Source organism: Vagococcus fluvialis bH819, assembly GCF_900163795.1.
Classification (GTDB): domain Bacteria; phylum Bacillota; class Bacilli; order Lactobacillales; family Vagococcaceae; genus Vagococcus; species Vagococcus fluvialis_A.
Genome location: NZ_FWFD01000002.1, coordinates 20393 through 46137, shown reverse-complemented (window position 1 = coordinate 46137; position 25745 = coordinate 20393). Strand labels below are relative to the sequence as shown.

The following is a 25745-nucleotide window of genomic DNA, read 5'->3' as shown; positions in this document are numbered from 1 at the left end:
CACTAAAAACACAATAAAGATACACTTACTAATAGGAGTCAGTGTATCTTTACTGTGTCTTTTTATTTTTTTTCAATTTCATTTTCTATTATTTTAATAATAAAGTAGCGCTCAGCCTCCGATATTTTTAATTGTAATAAATTTTCTATTAGATTAAAAGCTGGTAATATATCTTGATATAGTGAAGATTGACCCAAATTATTTAATTCTTCCTGAGAAGCTGTCAGTCTATCATCTCTTAACTCTCTTTCAATTGCTCCAGCAGTGTGCATACATAAATTAATATAGAAAGGAATTTCCGCCTCTAACTGTTTAATCTGGCAAATGTTATCTGTAAAATCCCATAATGGCTGGACTAATTTTTCAGGGTTAATAAATGTAAAACTTTCTTGCATATACTCATAACACATTTTTTGACCCTCATCCTCTGAAAGTTCTAATGTACTGGGTTCATAATTATTATTTAAGACTTCCTCTAAAATCAACGCACCTGAATCAGAAAATAGATGATCCATTGAAATAAATGGCACTTCAATTTTAGGATCCTTAATTCCTGTAGTTGCGATAATTTGATAGTTCTCTCTAATTTTTTGAATGTCTTTATTTAGCGTCACAACGGATACAGGAAAAACAACTATCTCCGTTTGTAATTTTGAAACTAAGTAACGATCAATTAACTCCTTCATCCTCTGAGCTGTTCCTTTTCCAGAAGCACAAATGGCAACAATTGCTTTTTCTTTGTATTGTGTGCCAGTTATCTCTGTTGTATTAGAAACGTTTTGCATAGTGTATCCATAAAAATGAGATAAAGATTCAAATAAATCATCTAATGATGTATCCAGTAAACTTGATTTCCTTGCTGCTTCTAAAACAATTGCTGTGGTTACCATGTCAATCACTTTGATTTCGATGCCTGTTTCTTGTTTAATATCATCAGAAAATGTGCCTAGTGACCCCATGTCAACAAGTAACATCACCCCACTTCCTTCATTAACAGAAACTACTTCGTCTACGATTTTTTCGTAAGCTTCCTTAGGCTTCATATCAAGAGGCATATCTACAGCTCGTAGATTATCAACCTTTAATAATTGTGTCACTACTTGAACCATGCTTGTCGCTGTACTATTTCCATGAGCAGCAACAACAACTCCGATTCGACCTTCTTCTTTATTCTCCCTTAAAGAGACCAATAAAACCGTTAAATAGTGAACTTCTGATGTTGGGACTTCTACTTGATAATCCTCTTCGATTATTTTCTTTAGAACATTTGCCACTTCCATTTCTTCTGGATAATGTGCAACCATATTCTTAATATTCTCATTATCATGCGTCAAACTGTCAGCTTTATTTTGAAGACGGTTCAGAAATGAACTGATATGAAATCCCATAGCATAAAGAAAATTTGTCTGAAAATCATAATTCAGAGCTTCTCTGGCATATTCATATATTTTTCTTGTCGTATTAATAATCCGTTGATCAATAATCTCTGTTAACTTACTTTCTGTATCAAATGTGAAACCATGATTACGATAAAATGATTTTAAATGTACATTAATATCTGTTGAAATAAAATGATTGATTGCATCTTGACTTAAGCCATCTTCTTTTAAGACAGCCGCTTTATCACCGATAATTTCATATAAATTATAAGGTAACTCATATGAGTCTTCAGCAAACATTTCTAAAGGCTCATTAGGTGAAATCACCATTTGTGGCGAAAGTAATGGTGTGATTTCTGCCATTGCTCTTCGATCATGTGCTAGGCTTATTAACCCTTCTTTTATTCCTTCGTTCAATTCATCCAAGCTAATATGGAGCTCTTCTCGATCCATTTGATTTAAAAAGGATTGAGCACTCACTAACTGAACATTAGATTTTAACTGCCCTACATTCCCATAAGAAACACTACCAACTAAAGCTTTCACTACATCTTCACTTAAAATGATTTTGCGCTGAATTCGCTTGGCTTCCATCGTCATCATCATTTTAACCAAATCAATCTTTTCTCTGGCAGTTCGATCTTTAAAACTAGGAAGTTGGATTGTAATTGGAATTCTTCTGACAAAAGTATTAAGTAAAGAAGATGCCGGATCTTCTGTTGTGGCACAGATGATACGCACATTAGCTCGATTATTTTTTTGTGTTTCACCTAATTTAGCAAACGTTCCAGTATCCATAAAATAAAAAACCATCTCTTGTCCTTCAGGTGGTAAGCGGTGAATTTCATCTAAGAATAAAAAACTATCGTTAGCTAAACTGATAATTCCATCCTTCTCTTGTTCTGCACCTGTAAACGCTCCCTTAACATGACCGAATAAATGGCTCATTAAAAGTTCAGGATTACTCGCATAATCCGCACAATTAAAGACAATCATTTCTTTATCTTTTCCAACGACTTTATTTTGTTTGGCAAATTGAAACATCGTATGAGCAAAAAACGTTTTACCTGAACCTGTCGGACCAATGATTAAAGAATTTAAACCTCTAGGTGGATAAAGAATGGCTGCCTTAGCTTGTTCCGTCGAATTTTTCATACTACCATAAGAACCAACTACACGTTTAAAAATATCCTTTGATTTAATTTCCTCTTTTTTACGTGACTTAGGCACCGGTGCTGAGACTTCTCTATAACTCTCTACATATTTTGAAAATGGTTTGTGTCTAAAAACAGATTTGCAGACATACCTAACAGGTCGACCGTCCATCTTATCGATTAATCCCTCTCGTACCAAACAATTTAAATCTTTACTTGCATTACTTCGTTGAATACCTAATGCTTCTGACAATTGATTAGTTGTCACACCTGAATTCTCCCTCAAACTTTCCCCATCTAAATCTTTAGTTTGCTCTTTGATGTATTCATACACTTTGTCAATTCGTTTCATTTAGATCCTTCCTTACTGATACACTCCATTACTGTATTTATAGTGTATCAAATTGTTTAGTAAAAGGCACTTATTTATTCTATCAACTTTCCTTTATCCTGTGAATAACTCATATATTCTATCAGTTTTGATTTCTTTTTATCTTTTATTTCTTGAATTTCAGTGGGAGAAAATTTTTTTATTTTACCATTCTCTTGCAACATATCCATGACTGTTAATAACTGATAAAATTCTGTTAATAATTCTAACTCATTTGTTTTATCTACTCTTTCTGGGTGTGTATCCTCTAAGCCGAATCTTAATGCTTTTGCTGCTGCTTGAGATATTTCAGAACATTCTTCCATTAGACACACTAGTAAGTACTCTTCTTGAGTCATATATTTTCTCCTTTTTATTTGAGTATACCAAAAAAAGAGCCTAATTTAATAGACTCTTCTTAATATAAGCAGCCCCTTCGGCAACTTCACAAATAATAAAAAATCCAAAGAGCACGGACTTCTTTATTATTTCCTCCAGTTGCTTGGGGCAAACCGATTTTAAATTCACTCTATTTTACAAAGGCTGCTGATTCTTTTCCTGATTGGCGTCCGAATACGATGATATCTCCTACTGAGTTTCCACCGATTCTGTTTTCACCGTGTAATCCGCCTGTTAATTCGCCTGATGCGTAAAGACCTTTGATTGCATTGCCGTCTTTATCTAAGACTTCAGTTTTAGTATTTACTTTCACGCCACCCATTGTATAGTGAATACCAGGTGCGATTTTGATTGCATAGTAGTCTGCTTTTTCTAAGCCTTTGTCCATACCAGTTGCACGCCCAAATTCTGTATCTTTTTTATCTGCAACGGCTTTGTTCCATGTTGTTACTGTTTCGTTTAATGCTTTTTCGTCCATGTCTAACTCTTTAGCTAAACCTTCAATTGAATCTGATTTTTTAACAAATCCTTGTTTTTCGTAGAAATCAATTGCTTTAACACGTTCTTTTACGCCAGCATCAAAAATTAAGTAAGAAGATTTTTCTTTTAATTTATTTTCTGCAGCTGACACATTATCACGTGTATCCATTTCGTTAACAAAACGTTTACCTTCTTGAGAAACTAAGATACCACCTTCACCACGAACTGCTTCACCAATTAAGATACCTTTATCTTGTTGAACAGTTGGGTGAATTTGGATTTGATCCATATCCACAGTTTGTCCACCCAATTTTTCAATCATCTTGATACCATCTCCTGTACTACCGGCTTGGTTAGTAGTAACATAGCCTTTTAGTTCAGGTTTTTCTTTCTCTAGCATTTCAGGGTTAGCACCGTATCCACCAGTTGTTACGACTACCGCTTTACTTTTGATTTCTTTTTCTTTTTTCTCAACTTTTACTTTAACACCATCAACTGTACCATCTTTTTCAGTAATTTCAGTCACATCAGCATTAACAAAAATTGGGATTTCTTTTTCGTAAACATTTTTAAGTAAGCCATCAACTAAATAACCACCAACTGCTGAACCATCTTCTGGTCGGTGAGTTCTTTTTTCGCTCATCCCACCTGTGATTGTTAAGTTGTTTAATTTAATTCCCATTGAATCTAACCAGTCGATGGCATCTGCTGAATTATCTACATAATAACGCAATAATTCTTTATCGTTTGTTCCATGTCCACCTTTAAGTGTTTCTTCATAGAATTTATCGTTGCTGTCTTTAATCCCTTGTTCTTTTTGGAATTTAGTTTCTGAAGCGTTCATCCCACTTGAAGATTTCAGTGTATTTCCACCAGCAACCGGCATTTTTTCTAAAATAACTGGATTTTTGCCATCATTTTTAGCTTCAATTGCTGCTGCCATACCTGCTCCACCAGCACCGACAATCACGATATCATATTCATCTTTTAATTCTTTAGGATCAGTATAACCTTTTTCTGATGCTCCAGTTGTTACTTCAGTGCTAGAAGCTTTCGTATCTTTCTTTTCTTCTTTCTTAGCTGTATCTTTAGCTCCACCACAACCAGCTAGTAGAAATAATACCGCCAAACTCGTTGTAACTGATTTCAACATTTTGTTTTTCATTGTTACTCTCCTTTTTTTGTGACTATTTGAACAATTAAATAGAGCTTACAATATTTTTATCTATAAATCAACCTTTTTTAAGTAATTTAATTCACAAAGGTGGTGAAAAAGGTGTTTAGCTCTAAGTAGCTGAAGTTGTCGTAAGAGCTGCCTTTTGAACCCCGTTAATCACAAAGGTGGTTTGAAAATCGTTTTGCTCTGAGTAACTGGAAGCAATAGGGAACAATCGATCTCTTCACGATTGATCCCTATTGCTGAAGTTACCGAAGGAGCAGATTTTTAAATCCCGTTAAAGGTGGTTTGAAAATTGCTTTGCTCTGAGTAACTGGAGAAAAAAAAGAAGAGAACGTTTTTCTTCTCTTCTTTCTACTATTATAATAATGATTCTGCTCCGTCTACATAAATTTCCGTTCCAGTAACGTTAGCCGAATCATCTGATGATAAGAAACAAATCACATTAGCAACTTGGTCTGGTTTTCCTGTTTCATCAGATAACGGGCGTGATCCTTCCGGAAAATCTACTTTGATTGCGACTTCTTCTGTTTCTTCTGTTACAATCGTACTGGCATTAATTGCGGTATCAATCGCCCCTGGACAAACAGCGTTCACACGAATATTATATCTCGCAAGCTCCAAAGCTGCCATCTTCATAAATGCGACTTGTCCTGCTTTTGACGTACTATATGCACTCGCTCCAAAGTTATTATAAATTCGATTTCCATTAATCGAGCTCGTAATAACAATTTTTCCGCCAGTTTCCTTCATATAAGGAATGACTGTCTTAACCGATACAAAAGTACTCGTTAGATTAGTTTGAATAGTCCGGTCCCAATCAGAATTTGACAAACTTTCGATTGGTGCCCACGTGCCATTAATACCAGCATTAACTACAAGAATATCTACACCACCTAACTTTTCAGCTAAAGTTTGAATAGAATTTAGTAGTTCCTGTTCAATTGAAACATCTGTTGTTTGAAAATAGTTTTTAACACCGATTTGAGTCAGTTCTGTTGATAATTCTAATAAACTTTCAGGATTAATATCTAATAAACCTACATTCGCACCCTCTTTAGCAAATTTAATTGCTGTCTCTCGTCCAATCCCTGAACCAGCTCCGGTGATGATTGCTTTTTTACCATTTAATATTTTTGACATAGTCGATCCCTCCTAAGTTTAGAAACACAGTTGAACTTTCCTTTCTTAGTTAAAGTGTAAGTTAATTTACCCTTTTAGTCAAAGACTCTACTAACTATATACGACTTTCTTTTATTACTTCAATGATCGTCTTTGTAGCTATTTCCATCGCTTCTAAAGTAATAAACTCATATTGTCCGTGGAAATTTTCTCCACCTGTAAAAAGGTTGGGTGTTGGTAGTCCCATAAATGAAATTTTAGAGCCATCCGTCCCCCCTCTAAAAGGAGTAATAATTGGTTTGATGTTTAGATTCTCCATTGCTCTAACCGCTATATCAACTGAACGCATATCCTTCTCGATAATTTCTTTCATATTGTAGTACTGATCTTTCAAAGTCACTGTAATTCGCTCACGGTCTAATTCTTGATTTAGTTCATCTACAATATTTACGATTTTTTGTTTTCGTTTTTCAAAAAATTTCTTATCGTGATCACGAATAATATAAGTCATTTTGGCTTGATTAATCGTTCCATTAAAATCATGAAGTAGATAAAATCCTTCTTTACCTCTTGTTTTCTCAGGCACTTCATTTTGAGGTAATTGCTGATCAATCAAATTCCCCACTTTAATCGCATTGACCATCATTCCATAAGCAGTACCAGGATGCACACTTGTTCCATCTATTTGAATTATTGCTTGGGCAGCATTGAAGGTTTCATATTCAAAGTGGCCGATACGACCACTATCTATCGTGTATGCATACTCTGCTTGAAAAGCTGAAACATCAAAGTGATCTGCACCTTGACCTATTTCTTCATCTGGTCCAAAAGCCACCCAAATATCTCCATGCTCTTCTAAAGGATGACCTAAAAAATAATCTACAGCAGCTAAAATTTCCACAATCCCAGCCTTATCATCAGCGCCAAGTAAAGTTGTGCCATCTGTGGTGATTAATGTTTCCCCCACATAATCTTTTAAATTGGGAAACTCACTGACCTTCATTACAATGTTTTGTTCTTGATTTAGCAAAACGTCCTCACCATTATAGTTTTCGTGAATTTGAGGTGAGATATTTTCTGCATTAAAATCAGCAGTATCTAAGTGAGCAATGAAACCAATCGCTGGATAGTTCTCTGAATTTTTAGGCAAATAAGCCGTTAAGAATCCATTTTTTTTATTGTAATTAATTTTTGATAAACCAATTTTTTCTAACTCTTCTTTCAAAATGTATGCAAATTCTTCTTGAGATTTAGTTGTAGGAATCCTTTGACTTGTGGCATCTGATCTCGTATCTAACTTTGCATAAGCGATAAACCGCTCTAACATTTTTTCTTTCATAATTTTCCTCCTATTATTCCGTTATTTTTAAGACACTTAATTCATAATCAAAAAAAAGAAAAAAAAGTTGAGACTGACTCAAATGTCAGCCTCATTTTTATTTATATGAATAATTTTTAATAGTCAGGGAATAAAAAGTCCACTCTCACGACAACTTCACCAATACTAATCAGTTAGACTTTTTCTTCTTTTATTCCTTCATCTCTAAATATTTGTACTCGTAAGAAGCACCCGCACTATGTGCAATGTACCCCGTTAAATTAGGATTTCTTAAATGTCCCTCTACTACTTGATAAACCGGGATGACTGCCGAATCTTCTTCTAAAAGAATTTTTTCAGCCGCTAAGTAATCTGCCCAACGCGCTTTTTCATCTGTAGCATGAGCAACCTTCGCATCTTGGATTAATTTGTCATAGTTTTTATTAGAGTATTTCCCTTTATTATAACTATTTCCTGTTTCAAATAAATCTAAGAATGAACTCACATCATTGTAATCTGCTCCCCATCCTGTTACCACCATATCAAAATCACCTTTAGTTGTTCGTTCTAAACGGATTGGTTTAGTTACTGGTGTAACAGTTGTTTTAACCCCTAATTTATCTTTAAATGCCCCTTGTAAATATTCGGCTAATTTTTTAGTTGATTCGTTATCATCCGTTAAGATATCAAAACTAAATTCTGTTGTATTTAATTCTTTTTTGGCTTTTTCTAAATATTCTTTTGCTTTTTTCTCATCATAAGTTTTGTATTCTCCAGACTCTTCAACAAAGTCTTTTTTCGTTTCTGGATTAACTGCCAATGTCTTTGGAACAATTCCTGTAACTGGTTCTGAACCATCCCCTAAAATAGTATCCACAATAGCTTTATTATCTACTGAATAGTATAGTGCTTTACGGAAATTCAAATTATCAAATGGGGCTTTTTTGCTTTCACGATTTGGCTCAATATAGATGACACGACCATCTTTTTCTCCATTAAAGTTTGGGTCCTCACGATATTGTTTTGCTAACTCACCTGTTACAATCACATCGTCTAATTGACCATCTTCATATAAATTTAATGCTGTCGACCCTTCTTTAACAACGGTCGCTTGAATTTCATTAATCTTCACATTTTCTTTATCCCAATAGTCCTTATTTTTTAAATATTTCCATTCAATATCTGACCCAGGCCCATCAAACTCAGATAAAACAAACGGACCATTATAGATAGTTTTTTCACTTGAATTGGCAAAATCTTTATCAAACTCTTCAACTGCTTTTTGATTTAATGGGAAAAAAGTTGGAAAAGCTAATAATGAATCAAAATAAGGAATCGCATTATCTAGTGTAATTTTAATTTCATGATCACTAACTGCTTCTATTCCTAATTCTTCTGGTTTTTTATCTCCCGCTGAAATAGCTTTCGCATTTTTTACATTTTCAATTAAATAGGCATACTCTGAAGCTGTTTCTGGGTTAACTACACGTTGCCAAGCATAGACATAATCCTTAGCTAAAACGGGTTCTCCATTACTCCATTTTGCTTCTTCACGTAATATTAATGTATAAGTCAAACCATCATCACTTACTTTGGCTAGTTCTTTAGCTCCTGCCGGTTCTGGCCGATTATCTTTATCCATACGGTAAAAACCTTCGTATATTTGATTCAATACACCAAAACTGACTTTATCTGTTGCCTTAGCTGGATCAATACTCGCTACTTCTTGCGGAATACCAAATTTTGCAACTTGCTCTGTGGTAGCATTTTTCTTTGTTTTATTTTTTTTACTCTCTCCTCCACTTGAGCAACCAGCTAAGAGCACAACTGAACTCAAGATAACTATTGAACCAATTAATTTTTTATATCTCATAAAAACATCCCCCTAATATTAACTATAAGAATAAGTCTATTATATAAATGAGAATTAAGCAATCTTTTTTTAATCTAATTTTAATTTTAATAAAAAAATAGTGTGAATCAAAATTACTTTGACCCACACTACTCTTCATTAAAATATATTATTATTTTCCTTTTTCAATATAGCTTGTATCATTAACACTTTCTAAAGTATACTTGCCATTTTTCACTTTAATCACAGAAACGCTAGCATTTTTTAGACCGCCTTCTGGTAATTTGAAGTCATCAAACAAAGTATCTAATAGGGCAGAAATACTTAATCCATGAGATACTACTAGAACATTGCCACTACCATCATTTTTCATTTCTTTTTCGACAATACTATCAACAGATTTAGTTAATCGATCTGTAATTGTTTTAAAATCTTCAGCCGGCCAATTTTTGCCATCTTTATTTTTTTCTTTGTCTATTTCTGCCACACTATTAGCAAAAGATTCAGGTGACATATTTTTCAAAAACTCTTCTGGTGTAACACCTTGATGTTTAGCAATATCATTCCACATTGTATGGTTTAGATCACCTTCATACGTTCCAAAGTTAAATTCTCTTAAACCTGGATCTGTTTCTAGATCTAATTTCGAAGATGTTTTATTTTCTTTTAAAATTAAATTTGCCGTTTGCATCGCACGTCCACTGTCACTACTGTAAGCATTTTGAAACTCAATATCTTTCATGCCTTTTCCAGCAGCACTAACAACTTTTTCACCCTCTGGTGTTAAGACTGCATCTGACCAACCTTGAACGCGATCTGTGGTATTTAACATTGTTTTACCATGGCGGACTACATACAGAGTTAACTCTTCTTTTGGTTTTTCTTTGGTCTTTTCTTCTGCTTTTTTCTCTGGTGTACAAGCTGTGAATAGTGCTAAAGTTAACGCTGTGATACCTAACATTTTAATTGACTTTTTCATAATTATTACCCCTTTTATGTAAACATTTTTATTTTTTATCATAGAAAAAGAGACTGTTTTTCTAATTTCAGCCTCTTTCAATTGTCTTACTTGTTACTTAAATCTTCACCGTTAGTCGCAATAACTTGTTTATACCAGTCAAATGATTTCTTTTTAGAACGTTTTAGTGTTCCATTGCCTTCATTGTCTCGGTCAACATAGATAAAGCCGTAACGTTTTTTCATTTCCCCTGTTCCAGCACTTACTAAATCAATACATCCCCATGAGGTATAACCTAATAAATCAACACCATCTAACTCAACGGCATCTTTCATGGCTTGAATATGAGCTGCCAAGTAAGAAATACGGTAATCATCAATAACATTGTCATTTTCATCTGGTGTATCAACTGCGCCCAAACCATTTTCTACAATAAATAATGGTTTTTGGTAACGGTCATATAAATCATTCATTGTTACCCGTAAGCCAAGTGGATCAATTTGCCAACCCCATTCACTTGCTTCTAAATGTGGGTTTTTAACTGAGGCAAAAATATTACCTGCTGTTTCTTCTAATAATTTAGGATCTGACGTTTGAACTCGTGATGAATAATATGAGAATGAAATAAAGTCAACAGTATGAGCTTTTAATAACTCTTTGTCTCCGTCTTCCATTTTGATATTAATACCATTACGTTCCATTTCTTTAAGTGCGTATGCAGGATATTCTCCACGTGATTGTACGTCGATGAAGAAGTAGTTTTCACGATCTGACTTTTTAGCCGCCCAAACATCTTCTGGTTTACATGTATACGCATAGTTTGTTCCAGCTGCTAACATACAACCCACTTGATTTTCAGGATCTACTTCATGAGCAATTTTAGTAGCAATTGCACTTGCTACTAATTCATGATGAGCCGCTTGATATTTAACTTGCTCTTTATTTTCACCTTCTTCAAAGTAAAGACCAGCTCCCATAAATGGCGCATGTAGAATCATATTGATTTCATTAAATGTTAACCAATATTTAACTAGCCCTTTATAGCGATTAAAAATAGTACGACATAGATTTTCGTAGAAACCTACCATTTCACGACTTCTCCATGCGCCATATTTTTCAACTAAGTGCATTGGACAATCAAAATGAGTAATAGTAACTAAAGGTTCGATACCATATTTATGACATTCTTTGAATAAATCTTCATAAAATTTTAATCCAGCTTCATTCGGCTCAGTTTCATCGCCTTTTGGAAAAATGCGACTCCAAGCAATCGATAAGCGGTATGTTTTAAATCCCATCTCGCCAAATAGCGCAATATCTTCTTTATAATGAGTGTACATATCGATCGCATTTTGCGCTGGATAAAAATGATTATCATCAAAATTAAACATCTTCATCTCACCTGTAATAACTGGAAAACGATCTTCTCCCACTGGTGCTAAATCAACGTTTGCTAATCCTCTACCGTCTTTGTCATAGCCACCTTCACATTGGTTAGCAGCTGTCGCGCCACCCCATAAAAAATCTTTTCTAAATCCCATTATTCCTTACCTCCATCATATATATTAATAGTAAATTTAATTACTTTTGTTCCCTCTAATAACTATAAATCTTTCTTGCACTAAAAATAACCTAACCACCCACTCTCACTCAACATTAGATAATGGCAACCATTAGCTCATCCTCATTTGTCATACTTTTACCTGTATTTTCAACTATATCTAAATAATCATTAAAATTAGTAATAACAATTGGTGTCTGCGTACTAAAGCCTGCTTTTTCAATTTTTTCAATATCAAATTCTAACAATTTTTGTCCAGCTTTAAACGTGTCACCTTGAGCTAGGAAAGCCTTAAAGCCATCCCCTTCCATTTGAACTGTATCAAGTCCAATATGAATCAATAACTCCAACCCATTATTTGATACAATGCCTATTGCATGTTTAGTTGGAAATAAAGAAAGAATTGTGCCGTCAAACGGTGCTTGAAGAACACCTTCTGTTGGTTCAATAACAACTCCTTTACCTAAAATCCCCTCAGCAAAAGCTTCATCTTTTGCTTGCGATAATGGTAAAACATTACCTTTAATTGGTGCTTTCACAATTTCTTTAGCCACAGTTTTAGTAATAGTTTCTGCTGTTTTATCTTCTACATAATCATCTTTCCAGAAAAAATAAGTTAATACAAAACCAATCACTGAAGCAATAACAATGGCAATAAAGGAATTAATCATTCCACTAGCGTCACCAGTTTTAGTATTAATGAAGTTGACTACTCCAAAAATTCCTAAGCCCCCCATTGTGTAGCTCTTAATGCCTACTGCACTTATAAATGCGCCTGCCACTCCGCCACCAATCATACTAAAAATAAAAGGTTTTTTCTTAGGTAAGGTAATACCATAAATTGCTGGTTCTGTTACTCCACAAATCCCTGAAATGACTGCAGGAATACATAAACTTTTTAATTTTTTATCTTTTAATTTGAAATACATTGCAAGCACTACTGCTGATTGAGCAAAACTGGCACCAAACGTTGCTGCTAAAATACTATCAAAGCCAAGTTCTGCTAAGTTGATCATTGCTAAAGGAATTAAACTCCAATGTAGACCAAAAATAACTAAAGCTTGCCAGAAAAAACCAACTACTAAACCAAAAATAATTGGTGAAAAGCCATGAAGCGCTGAAAAACCTAAACTTAATAAAGCGGTCAATGTACTAATAATCGGCCCAACAACAATAAAACCTATCGGAAGAGCAATTAACAAAACTATAAACGGAACAAAGAAATTAGCTAGCATTTCTGGAATAATCTTTTTAGCAAATTTTTGAATATATGCTGCTAGCGCTACAATAGCAATCACCGGTATGACAGTTGAAACATAATTATTAGCTAGCACAGGAATCCCCATAAATTTGAAAAAATAATCTGTCCCGAATAATTGTCCTATTGGTTCAGTACCTGATAGAGCTGATAATTGAATACTTGGGTAACAAAGTGCTGCACCTATTACCATACCAATCATAGGCTGTAGTTTGAATTTTTTAGCTGATGTATACCCTATAATAACTGGTAAGAAATAAAATACACTATCTCCAATTGCATTTAAAATTAAATAGGTCCCGCCTGTTGTTTCATAATTAAAACCACCAATGATAGTTCCCAAAAAGACTAATAATGCATTCAATCCTTTAATCATACCCGCTGCACATAAAGCACCTAAGAAAGGTTGAAAACACCCACTAATGATATCAATCACTCTATCAAATACTTTCATTTTTTCTCCATCAGTACTATCTGAGCTTTCTGAAACGCCTGTTAATTCTACAACATCAGCATAAACCAACGGAACATGGTTCCCAATAACTACTTGATATTGTCCACCACTCTTCATTACTGTTACGACACCATCCATATTTTTTAGGATATCATCGTTGGCTTTTGATTCATCTTTTAGTTTAAATCGAAGTCTCGTGACACAGTGTGTTAAACTATTAATATTTTCCTTTCCTCCAACTTGTTTGACAATTTCTTGCGCTAATTCTTGATATTTTCCCATTGTGTTTCCCTCCATATAAGCTATTTTTATATAATGAAGGTTTGGCCAACTTAATGTTACCATCCAAATACTCGTTATTTTTCATAATTAATTAGTTTGGTAATATGAATCATTAGATAAAGTTGTTCCTCCTTTGGCATTTTGTATTTATAACGCTGTTTAACATATTCGCTAATTTTTGTAACACATTCATATTCATTACCATATTTTATTTTTACCATTTCAAAAAGGTCATCATCTCCTTTACTATTATAAGTTCGTTGATTTAAAATACGGTAACAAAAATATTTTAGGTGTGTACTGAATCGATCAAAGTAAACCGATTGTTCATTTATATCTACTTTAAAATGATACTTAACAATATTGGTTATTTGACTCATCAATTCAGTTAATTCATAAATATTATCAAATTTATCTGACATTTCTGCATTCACTAAATGTAACGTGATAAATCCCGCTTCTTCCTTTGATAAAGTTCGGTTAAGTTTTTCATTTACCAATTTTAGGCCTTCTTTTCCAACTAAATATTCTTCAGGAAAGAAGCGTTTTATATCCCAAATCAGGATATTTTTAAGTTCAATTCCCTGTTTCTCTCTTTCAATAGCACCATTGATATGATCCATCAAGGATAAATAAACTGAGTCATTAATTTCTTTATTTAAACTTACTCTAGCTAACTTCACAATATCATCAACAACTTCAATTATATCTACTGGTATTTCTTTTAAAAGCTCTTGAACTTTATTAAAAGTCTGATTTTTGGCTAGTTTAAATACTTGTGTAATGTTCTCTTCCGTTAGTTTGTCACCTACTTTTTTCTTATAAGCCAACCCTCTTCCAGTAACAACTTGTTCTTCCTTTTTTTCATCTAAAACAATGACAACATTATTATTGAGAACTTTATGAATGACCATTTTGTTATCTCCTTCCCCCTTTTTAAAAAGAAAAAAACCCAACCTTTCTAAAAAATACGCAAAAAAAGCGTCTGCTTTAGAAAAATCAGGTTTAGCCAACTCAATGTTACTATCCATCTATTTATTTGATTAACAGGTAAATCATAACAAATCATTTTTTAATTGTCAACGTTTTCAAAAAATCATTTTTATTAAATATGACAGATTCAAAAAAAATTATTTTTGAATCTGTCTACAATAACCTCAGTAGGCTCTTTCTTCCAATTCAATCATAGCAGATTTGATTACTTCATGTGTTATGTGCTGTGGTAGTAAATGCAGCAACGGATCTTTATTTGCTATTTCAGCTATCAAATCTAAATCTTTTCTTGTTACGCCTAATGAAGAAAAGCGATAAGGCAAGCCAATTTTTTTATAAAAAAGAATTAATTTAGCTACTTCTTGATTCTTTTCTTCTATTACAAGCTGAACCAAAATACCATAAGCAACCTTTTTTCCATGTAAATATTTTTTAGTTCCTGGTACACGAGTTAGTGCATCATGAATACTGTGTGCTCCTGATGTTCTTCCAAATTTATCACCAAAGCCACCTACCATCCCTGCAAGTAAGATATTTGTTTCCACTATTTTAATGAAATCTTCTGTTACTTGTTTATTTTCAAAGTCATCGATAGCTTTTTTTGAACTAATTAATAAATTATCACAACATTCTTTCGCAGCAAATTTTGCCACAGCAAGTTCTGCTGAATAACTTTTATGTTGTGAAATCACAGGATCTGATTCATACCATTTTGCTAATGTATCTCCAATTCCTGCAACTAATAATTCTTTTGGTGAATTTAAAATAACGCTCGGATCAACCAAGGTTAAACTAATTCCCTGAGAAAAAAATACCATATCTACCATTTCACCTTGTTTATTATAGATAACACTTAAAGGGGTGTAAGCTGCACATGTAGAAGCTAATGTTGGTAAACAAACACAAGGTAAGTGACTCTCATTAGCCACTAATTTACCTAAATCTAACACTTTTCCACCACCTAAAGCAATTACACCATCTATTTCATTTTTTTGGATAAAATTAGTAAAGTATGCTTTATTTTCAAAGCTACATTCATTTTTATAATGCTTAAAATAATGCTCTATTTTTTTTAGTTTAGGGAAAAATTTTTCTCCCACAGACCAAGAAGCACTTCCATGTAAAATAAGTATCTTTGTAATTCCTCTTTTTTCTAAGTGTTTCTCTAGTTTGTCCCAAGCACCTAACTCACAAATATATTCTTGTGGTGCTCCTCTAACAATTAGTGTTTCGTTCATTGTTATCTCTCCTTTTATTCATTATTATAATTAAAACAAGATTTTTATGCAATAAAATTCGAGTTTTTATTCAAATATTCATTTTTAACTTGCATAACAAGTTGTTTTTATGTATACTTCTTTTTATATTAAAAAAGATAAATAAAAAGGAGTGCACTTTATGATAAAAAAATGGCAAAAAAAATTAGTAATCATTATTATGTTTTTAATCAGCTTAATAAGTCTTTCTTCTGTTCACGCTGAAAATACTGATCCTACGTTAAAAAAAGTACAAGATAAAGGTGTGTTAACAGTTGGGTTATCTGCTGATTACGCACCTTACGAGTTCCATGCTACAGTAGATGGTAAAGATAAAATTGTGGGAACTGATATTGATATCGCTCAGAAGATTGCTGATGATATGGGGGTTAAGCTAAAAGTTGAAGAATATGGCTTCGATGCTTTAATCGGTGCTCTAAAAACAGGTAAAATTGACATGATCATTTCTGGTATGTCCCCTACACCAGAAAGACTTAAAGAAGTTGATTTTTCAGAATCGTATATGACAGTTGATCAAAAGGTTGTTATCAGAAAAGATGACAAAGACAAATTTAATTCAATTAATAGTTTTGAAGGATTGAAAGTTGGGGCTCAAAAGCAATCAACACAAGAAGAATTATCAAATGACGAACTTCATGCAGATACAGTTTCATTACAACGTTTACCAGATATTATTTTACAATTACAAAACAAAAAAATTGATGGTGCTGTAATTGAAGGACCTGTTGCAGAAGCCTATGTCGCTCAAAGTGATTTATTTGCTATTGCTTCTGATTTATCTTTTAAGAACGGAACAAAAGAAACTGCAGTAGCTATACCTAAAAACTCAACAGATTTTGCTGATTCCGTTAATAAATCAATTAGAGATATAAAGGATCAAAAATTAATGGATGGCTACAAAGAAGAAGCCTACAAATTAATGTTTAACGAAGAGTCATTCTTTAAAAAATATGGTTCATTTTATTTAAAAGGAACGGCTTATACTGTATTTTTAGCATTTGTTGGTGTTCTATTCGGTGCAGTGATTGGTGCTATTCTAGCATTAATGAAACTTTCTAAAAATAAATTATTAAAAATTATTGCAGTGGTTTACATTGAATACGTTCGTGGAACACCCCTTCTAGTTCAAATTTTCTTAGTATTCTTTGGTTCAAATGTGATTGGACTTGACCTTAGTGCGCTTGCGGCTAGTTGTTTAGCTCTTTCTTTAAATAGCGGAGCTTATGTTGCTGAAATTATCCGTGCCGGTATTAATGCCGTCGATAATGGGCAAACAGAAGCGGCTAGATCACTTGGGATGAATCAATTCCAAGCGATGAAACATATTGTTTTTCCTCAGGCAATTAAAAATATTTTACCTGCATTAGGTAATGAATTTGTCACAGTTATTAAAGAATCTTCTGTGGTTTCTGTCATTGGTGTTTCTGAATTAATGTTCCAAGGTGGCGTTGTTCAAGGAGCTAGTTTCAAACCCTTCTTACCAATTGTGATTGTTTCAATGATTTACTTTGTCTTAACATTTACATTATCTAGAATTTTAGGCGTTGCTGAAAGGAGAATGGCATCAAATGATTAAAATAAAAAACTTAACTAAAACATTTGATAAAAATGAAGTATTAAAAGGACTTGATGTGACAATCAAACAAGGTGAAGTTGTAGTCGTCATTGGTCCTTCTGGCAGTGGGAAAAGTACCTTTCTTAGATGTCTAAATTTATTAGAAGCACCTACAAGTGGAACAATCGAATTTGAAGGTATCAATTTAACAGATCAAAAAACAAATATCAACGAACTTCGTCAAAAAATGGGAATGGTTTTCCAAGGTTTTAATCTGTTTCCGCATAAATCAGTTCTTGATAATTTAACGATTAGTCCAATTAAAGTTAAAGGAGAAGCAAAAAATATTGCTGAAAAAAATGCTTTGACATTATTAGATCAAGTTGGTTTAGAAGATAAAGCAGCTAGTTTTCCTTCTCAGCTGTCTGGTGGACAAAAACAACGGGTAGCAATCGCTCGTGCTCTGGCCATGAATCCTGATGTGATGCTTTTTGATGAGCCAACGTCTGCTCTTGATCCTGAAATGGTTGGTGAAGTATTAACTGTTATGAAAGATTTGGCGAAGAATGGAATGACAATGGTTGTTGTAACCCATGAAATGGGATTTGCTAAAGAAGTAGCTGATCGTGTCATTTTTATGGCAGATGGTGTTATTCAAGAAGAAGGAACACCAGATACTATTTTTAATTCTCCTCAAAATAGCAGAACACAAGACTTTTTGGGTAAAGTATTATAGAATAATGAGCAAAGGTTTAAAACACCTTTGTTTTTTATTATTAAATTTTAAGGAGGGTATTCATGAATCAAACTTATTTATCAAAGTTTTACCAAAAACCCGTTGAAAATCTTTTAATGGATTTTACAACAATGGCAAGTCAAATGACTGATTTATTAAATCTATCGATTGGTGATCCAGATTTAATTACAGACTCAGCTATTATTGAGTCTGCCTTTAAAGATGTTAAAGCAGGTCATACTCACTATACCGCATCTGATGGTAGCCAAGAATTTATCCAGGCGGTGATTCATTTTTATCAACGCCAATACAATCTAGACTTTAAACCAGAACAAGTTAGAGCATCAGTTGGCGCTCTACAAGGAATGTATTTAACTTTACAAGTTTTACTCGACAAAGATGATGAAGTCATTATTCATGAACCTTTCTTCTCACCTTATAAAACGCAAGTTATTGAAGCTGGCGGAACACCAGTCATCATTCCTACTTATGAAGAAGATGGTTTCCAGATTAATTTAGAGATTCTTAAAAAAGCTATCACGCCAAAAACTAAAGCAATTATTATTAATTCTCCTAATAATCCTACTGGGGCTGTTTTTTCAAAAGAAACTTTCAAGCAAATTGCTGATTTAGCAATTGAACATAACTTCTTTATCCTTTCAGATGAAGTTTATGAAGCTTTTAATTTTTATGACGACTTTACGCCAATGGCAACTTTTGCGCCCGATAATACCATTACTTTCAGCAGCTTTTCTAAAGCCTTTGCCATGACCGGTTGGAGAATAGGTTACATGATTGCACCAGAATATATTAATAAAGCATGTAAATTACTGAATGAAGACATCACTTTTTCAGCACCAAGTCCCTCTCAAAGAGCTGGTATTTACGCATTGAACCATGCAGAAGAGCTAGTCCCTAAAGTTGTGGCTGTATTCCAGGAGCGCCTAGAATATGTGGAGAAACGTGTGGCTGAAATTCCTTTTATAACTCTACACCCTGTTAAAGGTAGTATGTATGCTTTTATTAATATCTCTAAAACAGGATTAAATTCTGTTGATTTCTCTATGAAACTCCTTCAAGAAAAACAAGTTTTAGTTATTCCTGGAAAAGCATTTGGTGAATCCGGTGATGATTATATTCGACTTGCAGCAACTCAAGATATGGCCATCTTGGAAGATGCCTTTAATCGAATCGCAGAATTATCTTTTCAATAGAAAACCATCTAAAAAGAAGACTATTTTTTAAAATACGTTTACTTCCATTTTTTATTATTTTTAGTTGAAACAGTCTATTTTTGTATGATAAACTGTTTTAGAAGGAAGTGAAAAGATATGGCTAGAAAAAAAATATCTATTATTGATGCAACAAATGAAATCTTAACTTCAATGCTTTATGTTGAAAAAGGAGCTCTTGTTGTGATCTATAATAATACTGAAAGAAAAGTTTATCCAGAAGTTGATTTCTTTGAACTTGTTTATAACGGAGAAGATCTTTATTTAAACTTTTCAACAATCGGGACAGAAAATACATACAATGAACGTGTTAATTTATCAACAGTTAATAATATTAATGGGATTTTAATTAATCCTTCTAATTAATCAAACTTTGCCTAGTGCAAAGTTTTTTTGTTTGCCCATGACTAATTTTTAGGAGCACTTAATTATTTTTTTCCACCTTTTCTAAAAGGTACTCTATCTGATATACTTTCATTTCAGTTACTAAAAAGGGAGTGAGTCAAAACATGACAGAAAGAAGTGCAGAACTAAAACAAGCTGAAAAAGGAGCTCTAATCAGTATTTTAGCTTATGTGGTCTTAGCTGCATTCAAATTAGGTGTAGGTAGCTACGCCAATTCAAAAGCTCTATCTGCTGACGGGCTTAATAATTTTACAGATACTATCGCTTCAATTGCGATTTTAATTGGACTACGTTTATCTAGAAAACCTGCTGATAATGAGCATCGTTATGGACATTGGAAAGCAGAGAACATGGCTAGTCTTTTAACCTCTTTAATTATGTTTGCTGTCGGAATTGAAGTTTTAGTGACGGCCGTCAAATCCTTAATTCATCATGATATTCAACAACCTGATCCAATCGCTGCGGTTGTCGGAATCGGATCCGCAATTATTATGTATTTTGTTTATCTTTACAATAAAAGTCTTGGTGAAAAATATAATAGCAGCTCTTTAATTGCTGTATCCAAAGATAATTTCAGCGACATGTTGACTAGTTTAGGTGCTGCAATTGCTGTTTTTACAGCCGCATTTCACTTACCATGGCTTGATACATTAACTGCTGTAGTGATTGCTTTTGTTATTTTAAAAACAGCTTTGGGCATCTTTAAAGAAAGTACTTTTTATTTATCTGATGGTTTTGACCGTGAGAAATTAATTATATATAAATTAGAAATATTAAAAGTTGAAGGAATCAAAGAAGTTCCTGTGTTGAGAGCTAGGAATTTAGGCGCTAATATCTTTTTAGATGTGACGGTTCGTGTTGATCCTGATTGGACCGTTAAACAAAGCCACCAAATTGTTGACAAAATGGAAGAAGATTTAAAAAGAAAATTTAATATATTCGATATTGATGTTCATGTTGAGCCATTTGAAGATTAAAATCAATCACGAGGATATCATAAGCACCAATGTTTATGATATCCTCGTGATTTTTGTTATACTTATTTTATGAAATTTAATAGAGAGGAATCACAAAATGAATAAAACAATCGGAATCATTGGTGGAGGAATTGTTGGTAGCACTGCTGCTTACTACCTTACAAAAGAAAATCAAACCGTTACCTTAATTGATAGCGGAGTTGGTCAAGCAACATCTGCTGCGGCTGGTATCATCTCCCCTTGGTTATCTCAAAGACGAAATAAAGAGTGGTATTTTTTAGCTAAAGAAGGGGCTAAATTCTATCAGAAATTGATTCATGACCTAAGTGAACATCAAAAGACAGATCACGTCTATCAACAAACCGGGACATTACTCTATAAAAATACCCCTGTTCTCCTTGAAAAATTAAAAACATTAGCTGAAACAAGAAAAATAGACGCACCAGAAATAGGAAACGTTAATCATTTATCTTACTCTGAAATCAAAGAAAGAATTTCTGATATTAATATGACCGATGACGCCCTTTTTGTTTCTGGAGGAGCTAAGATTGATGGGGCTGCTTTAACACAACTTTTAAAAAAAGAAGTCGTGAGACTCGGAAATCAAAGTATTTCAGATGTTGTTCAGTCTATTTCTTATAAGAATAAACAGTGGGAAGTTATCACACAACAGGATACTTTTATTTTTGATCAACTAATCCTGGCTTGTGGCGCTTGGATTGGTGACTTGCTTCGTCCCCTTGATTATTATGTGGATATTCGACCTCAAAAAGGACAACTAATCGAAATAAAAATTACCTCTGATACGAAAAACTGGCCTGTTTTGATGCCGGTTGGAGAAACAGACATCATTCCTTTTGACGATGGTAAAATATTAATTGGTGCGACCCACGAAAATGATAAAGATTATGACCTTTCACCAGATAAAAAATTACTTGGAACACTAAAAAAAGAGGCTCAAAATTTTATTTCAACCATTGATGAGAATGCAACTGTTGTTGGTAGTAGAGTAGGAACAAGAGCATACACTTCAGATTTTTCTCCTTTTTTTGGTGAAATTGATACTTTACCACAACTGTTTGTTGCCAGTGGCTTAGGTTCTTCTGGTTTGACTACTGGGCCTATTATTGGAAAAACATTGGCAGATTGGACTTTAGAAAAAGAAACAAATTTTGAAGAATATCGTCTAAAACCAAATCAATACATCTATCCTAATTAACACTTTTAAGAAAACATGGTACAATTAGAAAAAGAAAAGGATGTGTTATTAACATGGGAATGACATTTAAGAAAAAAGACAGCTTAGAAAAATTGTTCGAAGAATTTGCAATTGATCCTGATAAAAAAGAAAATGAAAAAGCGATTAATAAAAATAATCAATTCACAGTGGATATCAAAAACACTACAATTACTATGAAAAATAATGAAAAAGATGCCTAGTTTTAGGCATCTTTTTTCGTATATTCTCTTAATGAATTGAAGCTAAACGCCCTTTTCAACATGCTTTTTTTGTTCAGCTTCAAATGGCAGCTTCTTCGACAATTTCAAAACGTATCATCAATCCCAAACCCACGGATTGTTGGTACGTTCTTCCAATTGCTTAAAGCTAAACGCCCTTTTCAACATGCTTTTATAAAAAGCTTTCAATCGCTTCCCAAGCTTGCTCTTTACCTTCTTTTGTTTCAGAAGAAAAAATAATAAAATCGTCTGTTGGATCAAAAACTAATTTTCTTTTGATCGCTGCTTCATGCTTATTCCATTGGCTACGTTTTATTTTATCACTTTTTGTTGCTACAACAATAACTGGAATTTGATAATACTTTAAGAAATTATACATTTGAACATCTTCTTCAGAGGGATCATGGCGAAAATCAACTAGAGAAACGACTGCTTTTAGTTGTTCTCTTTCTGTGATATAAGTCTCAATCATTTTTCCCCATTTAACACGTTCTGTTTTAGAAACTTTAGCATAGCCATAGCCTGGAACATCTACAAAATGTAGTGCTTCTTCAATTAAATAGAAATTTAAAGTTTGTGTTTTCCCTGGTTTCCCTGATGTTCTGGCTAGTCCTTTACGACTAATTAATGTATTGATAAATGATGATTTCCCCACATTTGAACGCCCTGCTAAGGCAATTTCTGGTAATTTTGTTTTTGGATATTGTTCTGGCTGAACCGCACTAATCACGATTTCTGCTTTATGTACTTTCATAGTATCGCCACTTTCTTATTTTATTCCTTACTATCTTAACAAAAAAAAGAAGAAATGAATACTTTTAGCTTCATTTCTTCTTATAAATTCTAATTAAAATTCATATAGTTGGCTGGATTAATATAACCTGACCAAAGTTCTGTGTTAATTGCAAAGTGTAAATGAGCTCCCGTTGAATTCCCTGTTGAACCAACGTAACCAATCATGTCACCCATTTTAACTGTTTCATCTAAAGCAACAGCTGAACGATTCATATGGAAATAACTTGTATATAACCCATTTTCATGTTGTAAGATCACATAATTTCCTGCAGAAGGATGGAATCCCTTAGCTGCAACTTTTCCGTCTGAACTAGCATAAATCAAAGTATTTTCAGCTACTGCCATATCTGTTCCGTTATGATGCTCATCACCTCTTGATCCAAATGGACTTGAGATACTATAACCATCTTTTAGAGGAATAATAAAGTCGCCAACTTCTTTTGTTTTTAAATTTTTGATTTTATAACTTGAAATTTTTCTTTGTCCCACAATAACTCTTTGACTATCCGTTAAATCCTTTTTAGTATCTAGGACTTTTTTATTCCACTCTAAGAAATCTTTTTTATCAATATTTTTTTCAGCAACAATTGAATCAATTGTATCTCCTGACTTAACATCATAATAGACATTTTGAATCTTAGCATCACCGTCTAATTTTTTATCAAAGAAAGTTAGATCATATGTTTCAATTAATTTATTTAATTTTTGGTCATAACTAGTATCAGTTGCATACTTACCTGTTAGAGATTTCGTTGCTTCTTGGTGAGTTTTAGCATTTTTCTTCCAAGTACCTTTGTATAAATCCCCGTTACCTTTTTTTGTATCTGTTAAAAGTTGGGCATAATCTTCAAATGACTCTTTATATCCTGGATATTTTCTGAATTCAGCTTGAACTGTATAAAGTTTACCTTTTCCATTGTCTTCACTTGTACTGTAAGAAACAGATTGACCTTTGTAAGCTCCTTTTATACCAAATAAATTATGGTTTGGTGCTTGGCTTAACTCACTGTTGCCTGAACCCGTTTCAAGAATTGCTTGAGCAATCATAACAGAAGCGTATAAATCATACTCTTGTCCAATTTCTCTTGCTTTATCGCCAATACTCTCAATAAAATCTTCTGTTGTTTGATTTTTAATAAATTTGATGTCCGAAGTTGATGCAAAGCTGCTTACTTCCTCATCTTGTGGTAAGACAACATCAGTCGTTTCAGTAATCAAAACACTTTCTTTTGGAGCCGATTCTTTCGCCTTTTTCTCTTTTGGTGCTGGTTTTTCTTTTGGCTTTTCTTTAGAGCTAGATGTTGTTGATGTTTCAGGTTTTTTAGACTCTTCTGTTTTACTTGATTCACTTGTTGATTCCGATGTCGTTTGAGATTCAGTACTTGATTCTGCAGTTGTCGGCTCTGTTGTAGATGAGTCTACTGTCGTTTCTTCAGTGCTTTCTTCTGTTGTTTCTGTTGTTTCTGTTGTTTCTGTTGTTTCAACTTCTTCTATTGACGACGTTTCACTTGTTTCTTCCGATTCATTTGTTTCTTCTTTTTGAATGCTCTCTACATTAATTTCATCATCTAACGAAGTAGCTGCGTAGCCTATAACTGGTGCTACTAAACCACTAGTGAAAGTTGCTATGATAAAAATAGTTAAAAATTTATTTCTCATTTTCTATACTCCTTAACTTTAGTCGTAACATGACACTATTAAAAGATTATACCACTTGTTATTAATATATACCAATTTACAGCATTTATTTTCTATCTAATTTATCAATAGACATTACTTTTTTATTTCTTTAATATAATAGTAAATAATTAATTTTTTTGTTTTTTTGCTTTTTTTTACTTTTTTTAGTACGATGTAATTGATTTATTAAGGAGGCACCTAAAATTATGACAAAACAAAAAGAAACCAGGTCACCAAGGTATCAGCAAGTTGCCATTGAAATTGCTGAAAGAATTGTCGACAATCGTTATGTTGTCGGAGACAAACTATATGCTCGTTCAACGCTCGCTTCAACTTTTAGTGTTTCTCCTGAAACAGCCAGAAAAGCAGTTAATATTTTAGTTGATCTAAAAATTTTAGAAGTCAAACATGGTAGTGGTGTGATTGTTGCCTCTAAACAACGAGCAATTTCTTTTTTAGAACAGTTTAGAGATGTTCAATCGATTGAAGAAATTAAAAATAATTTAATGAATAGTTTAAAACAACAAAAAGAAGAATTAAATAATGTAACTATCCTTGTAAATCAACTTGTTTCTCAAACTGTAAAGATTAATCAAGTTAATCCTTTACTCCCCTCTGAACTTGTCTTAAACAAAGAGGCTTCCCATTTAGAAATATCTATTTCTGAATTAAATTTATGGCAAGAAACAGGCGCAACTGTTATTGCTATATTACATAAAGAAGAATTAATCTTATCACCTGGTCCTTACGCTGTTTTAAACCCAAACGATACCCTTTACTTTGTAGGTGATGAGTTTGCTACACAGAGAATGATTAACTTTTTTTATCCAAATTAAAAGATTGCTACGAGAGAATGTGACTACAACGTTTGTC

At 33.2% G+C, this 25745-nt stretch carries 21 protein-coding genes; 8 read left to right on the top strand and 13 right to left on the bottom strand.

Annotated elements, in window-relative coordinates:
• Positions 1-62: 62 nt before the first annotated feature.
• The 11 genes from FM121_RS00250 to FM121_RS00200 form a co-directional block, all read right to left on the bottom strand.
• Complete coding sequence (locus FM121_RS00250) at positions 63-2885, bottom strand: sigma-54-dependent transcriptional regulator (protein WP_086950153.1); 2823 nt, start codon at positions 2883-2885, stop codon at positions 63-65.
• Positions 2886-2959: 74 nt separating this feature from the next.
• The gene (locus FM121_RS00245) at positions 2960-3262 is read right to left on the bottom strand and encodes a hypothetical protein (protein ID WP_086950152.1); all 303 of its coding nucleotides are present in this window, start codon (positions 3260-3262) and stop codon (positions 2960-2962) included.
• Between the two features lie 170 nt (positions 3263-3432).
• Positions 3433-4947, bottom strand: a complete 1515-nt coding sequence (locus FM121_RS00240) for a flavocytochrome c (RefSeq protein WP_086950151.1) — start codon at positions 4945-4947, stop codon at positions 3433-3435.
• A 372-nt stretch (positions 4948-5319) separates the two neighbouring features.
• Positions 5320-6102 (bottom strand): SDR family oxidoreductase, encoded by a 783-nt coding sequence (locus FM121_RS00235; RefSeq protein ID WP_086950150.1) that lies wholly within the window; start codon positions 6100-6102, stop codon positions 5320-5322.
• Positions 6103-6196: 94 nt separating this feature from the next.
• Positions 6197-7420, bottom strand: coding sequence for a peptidase T (gene pepT / locus FM121_RS00230; RefSeq protein WP_086950149.1), 1224 nt, complete (start codon positions 7418-7420; stop codon positions 6197-6199).
• 190 nt (positions 7421-7610) lie between these two features.
• Positions 7611-9272 carry a peptide ABC transporter substrate-binding protein gene (locus tag FM121_RS00225; RefSeq protein WP_086950148.1) on the bottom strand — a complete coding sequence of 554 codons (1662 nt, stop codon included), beginning with the start codon at positions 9270-9272 and terminating at the stop codon, positions 7611-7613.
• Positions 9273-9423: 151 nt separating this feature from the next.
• Positions 9424-10230: a histidine phosphatase family protein gene (locus FM121_RS00220; RefSeq protein ID WP_086950147.1), complete on the bottom strand. Its 807-nt coding sequence runs from the start codon at positions 10228-10230 to the stop codon at positions 9424-9426.
• 86 nt (positions 10231-10316) lie between these two features.
• Positions 10317-11750, bottom strand: coding sequence for a 6-phospho-beta-glucosidase (locus tag FM121_RS00215; RefSeq protein ID WP_086950146.1), 1434 nt, complete (start codon positions 11748-11750; stop codon positions 10317-10319).
• 115 nt (positions 11751-11865) lie between these two features.
• On the bottom strand, positions 11866-13764 hold the full coding sequence (locus tag FM121_RS00210) for a beta-glucoside-specific PTS transporter subunit IIABC (RefSeq protein WP_086950145.1): 1899 nt from the start codon (positions 13762-13764) through the stop codon (positions 11866-11868).
• Positions 13765-13838: 74 nt separating this feature from the next.
• The gene (gene licT / locus FM121_RS00205) at positions 13839-14678 is read right to left on the bottom strand and encodes a BglG family transcription antiterminator LicT (RefSeq protein ID WP_086950178.1); all 840 of its coding nucleotides are present in this window, start codon (positions 14676-14678) and stop codon (positions 13839-13841) included.
• A 243-nt stretch (positions 14679-14921) separates the two neighbouring features.
• On the bottom strand, positions 14922-15995 hold the full coding sequence (locus FM121_RS00200) for an iron-containing alcohol dehydrogenase family protein (protein ID WP_086950144.1): 1074 nt from the start codon (positions 15993-15995) through the stop codon (positions 14922-14924).
• Between the two features lie 160 nt (positions 15996-16155).
• Here FM121_RS00200 and FM121_RS00195 point away from each other — a divergent pair, with 160 nt between their 5' ends.
• The 7 genes from FM121_RS00195 to FM121_RS14385 all read left to right on the top strand — a co-directional run bounded on the left by FM121_RS00195 (position 16156) and on the right by FM121_RS14385 (position 22379).
• Positions 16156-17610 (top strand): ABC transporter substrate-binding protein/permease, encoded by a 1455-nt coding sequence (locus tag FM121_RS00195; protein ID WP_086950143.1) that lies wholly within the window; start codon positions 16156-16158, stop codon positions 17608-17610.
• Positions 17603-18325: an amino acid ABC transporter ATP-binding protein gene (locus FM121_RS00190; protein ID WP_086950142.1), complete on the top strand. Its 723-nt coding sequence runs from the start codon at positions 17603-17605 to the stop codon at positions 18323-18325. Before FM121_RS00195 ends, FM121_RS00190 begins: the two co-directional genes overlap by 8 nt.
• A gap of 62 nt (positions 18326-18387) precedes the next feature.
• Entirely contained in the window at positions 18388-19539 is a 1152-nt protein-coding gene (locus tag FM121_RS00185; RefSeq protein WP_086950141.1) for a pyridoxal phosphate-dependent aminotransferase, read from the top strand.
• Positions 19540-19656: 117 nt separating this feature from the next.
• On the top strand, positions 19657-19923 hold the full coding sequence (locus FM121_RS00180) for a hypothetical protein (RefSeq protein WP_086950140.1): 267 nt from the start codon (positions 19657-19659) through the stop codon (positions 19921-19923).
• Positions 19924-20066: 143 nt separating this feature from the next.
• Positions 20067-20939 (top strand): cation diffusion facilitator family transporter, encoded by an 873-nt coding sequence (locus tag FM121_RS00175; protein WP_086950139.1) that lies wholly within the window; start codon positions 20067-20069, stop codon positions 20937-20939.
• A gap of 97 nt (positions 20940-21036) precedes the next feature.
• A complete protein-coding gene (locus FM121_RS00170) occupies positions 21037-22158 on the top strand; it encodes an NAD(P)/FAD-dependent oxidoreductase (RefSeq protein WP_086950138.1) in 1122 nt (373 codons plus the stop codon).
• A 53-nt stretch (positions 22159-22211) separates the two neighbouring features.
• Positions 22212-22379, top strand: a complete 168-nt coding sequence (locus tag FM121_RS14385; RefSeq protein WP_179203755.1) for an SPJ_0845 family protein — start codon at positions 22212-22214, stop codon at positions 22377-22379.
• A gap of 190 nt (positions 22380-22569) precedes the next feature.
• Here FM121_RS14385 and yihA read toward each other — a convergent pair whose 3' ends face one another.
• Together yihA and FM121_RS00160 are read right to left on the bottom strand one after the other, a co-directional pair.
• Complete coding sequence (yihA, locus tag FM121_RS00165; protein ID WP_086950137.1) at positions 22570-23151, bottom strand: ribosome biogenesis GTP-binding protein YihA/YsxC; 582 nt, start codon at positions 23149-23151, stop codon at positions 22570-22572.
• An 89-nt stretch (positions 23152-23240) separates the two neighbouring features.
• Positions 23241-24851, bottom strand: coding sequence for a glucosaminidase domain-containing protein (locus FM121_RS00160; protein WP_086950136.1), 1611 nt, complete (start codon positions 24849-24851; stop codon positions 23241-23243).
• Positions 24852-25078: 227 nt separating this feature from the next.
• Between FM121_RS00160 and FM121_RS00155 the strand changes: the two genes are divergently transcribed.
• Complete coding sequence (locus tag FM121_RS00155; protein WP_086950135.1) at positions 25079-25708, top strand: GntR family transcriptional regulator; 630 nt, start codon at positions 25079-25081, stop codon at positions 25706-25708.
• The last annotated feature ends 37 nt before the right edge of the window (positions 25709-25745 follow it).

Coding starts and splice junctions, on each gene's coding strand:
- FM121_RS00200 (WP_086950144.1), bottom strand. CDS start 15,995: ATGAACGAAACACTAATTGTTAGAGGAGCACCACAAGAATATATTTGT.
- FM121_RS00160 (WP_086950136.1), bottom strand. CDS start 24,851: ATGAGAAATAAATTTTTAACTATTTTTATCATAGCAACTTTCACTAGT.
- pepT (WP_086950149.1), bottom strand. CDS start 7,420: ATGAAAGAAAAAATGTTAGAGCGGTTTATCGCTTATGCAAAGTTAGAT.
- FM121_RS00220 (WP_086950147.1), bottom strand. CDS start 10,230: ATGAAAAAGTCAATTAAAATGTTAGGTATCACAGCGTTAACTTTAGCA.
- FM121_RS00215 (WP_086950146.1), bottom strand. CDS start 11,750: ATGGGATTTAGAAAAGATTTTTTATGGGGTGGCGCGACAGCTGCTAAC.
- FM121_RS00180 (WP_086950140.1), top strand. CDS start 19,657: ATGGCTAGAAAAAAAATATCTATTATTGATGCAACAAATGAAATCTTA.
- FM121_RS00175 (WP_086950139.1), top strand. CDS start 20,067: ATGACAGAAAGAAGTGCAGAACTAAAACAAGCTGAAAAAGGAGCTCTA.
- FM121_RS00250 (WP_086950153.1), bottom strand. CDS start 2,885: ATGAAACGAATTGACAAAGTGTATGAATACATCAAAGAGCAAACTAAA.
- FM121_RS00170 (WP_086950138.1), top strand. CDS start 21,037: ATGAATAAAACAATCGGAATCATTGGTGGAGGAATTGTTGGTAGCACT.
- FM121_RS14385 (WP_179203755.1), top strand. CDS start 22,212: ATGGGAATGACATTTAAGAAAAAAGACAGCTTAGAAAAATTGTTCGAA.
- FM121_RS00195 (WP_086950143.1), top strand. CDS start 16,156: ATGATAAAAAAATGGCAAAAAAAATTAGTAATCATTATTATGTTTTTA.
- FM121_RS00190 (WP_086950142.1), top strand. CDS start 17,603: ATGATTAAAATAAAAAACTTAACTAAAACATTTGATAAAAATGAAGTA.
- FM121_RS00240 (WP_086950151.1), bottom strand. CDS start 4,947: ATGAAAAACAAAATGTTGAAATCAGTTACAACGAGTTTGGCGGTATTA.
- FM121_RS00225 (WP_086950148.1), bottom strand. CDS start 9,272: ATGAGATATAAAAAATTAATTGGTTCAATAGTTATCTTGAGTTCAGTT.
- FM121_RS00210 (WP_086950145.1), bottom strand. CDS start 13,764: ATGGGAAAATATCAAGAATTAGCGCAAGAAATTGTCAAACAAGTTGGA.
- FM121_RS00155 (WP_086950135.1), top strand. CDS start 25,079: ATGACAAAACAAAAAGAAACCAGGTCACCAAGGTATCAGCAAGTTGCC.
- FM121_RS00245 (WP_086950152.1), bottom strand. CDS start 3,262: ATGACTCAAGAAGAGTACTTACTAGTGTGTCTAATGGAAGAATGTTCT.
- licT (WP_086950178.1), bottom strand. CDS start 14,678: ATGGTCATTCATAAAGTTCTCAATAATAATGTTGTCATTGTTTTAGAT.
- yihA (WP_086950137.1), bottom strand. CDS start 23,151: ATGAAAGTACATAAAGCAGAAATCGTGATTAGTGCGGTTCAGCCAGAA.
- FM121_RS00185 (WP_086950141.1), top strand. CDS start 18,388: ATGAATCAAACTTATTTATCAAAGTTTTACCAAAAACCCGTTGAAAAT.
- FM121_RS00235 (WP_086950150.1), bottom strand. CDS start 6,102: ATGTCAAAAATATTAAATGGTAAAAAAGCAATCATCACCGGAGCTGGT.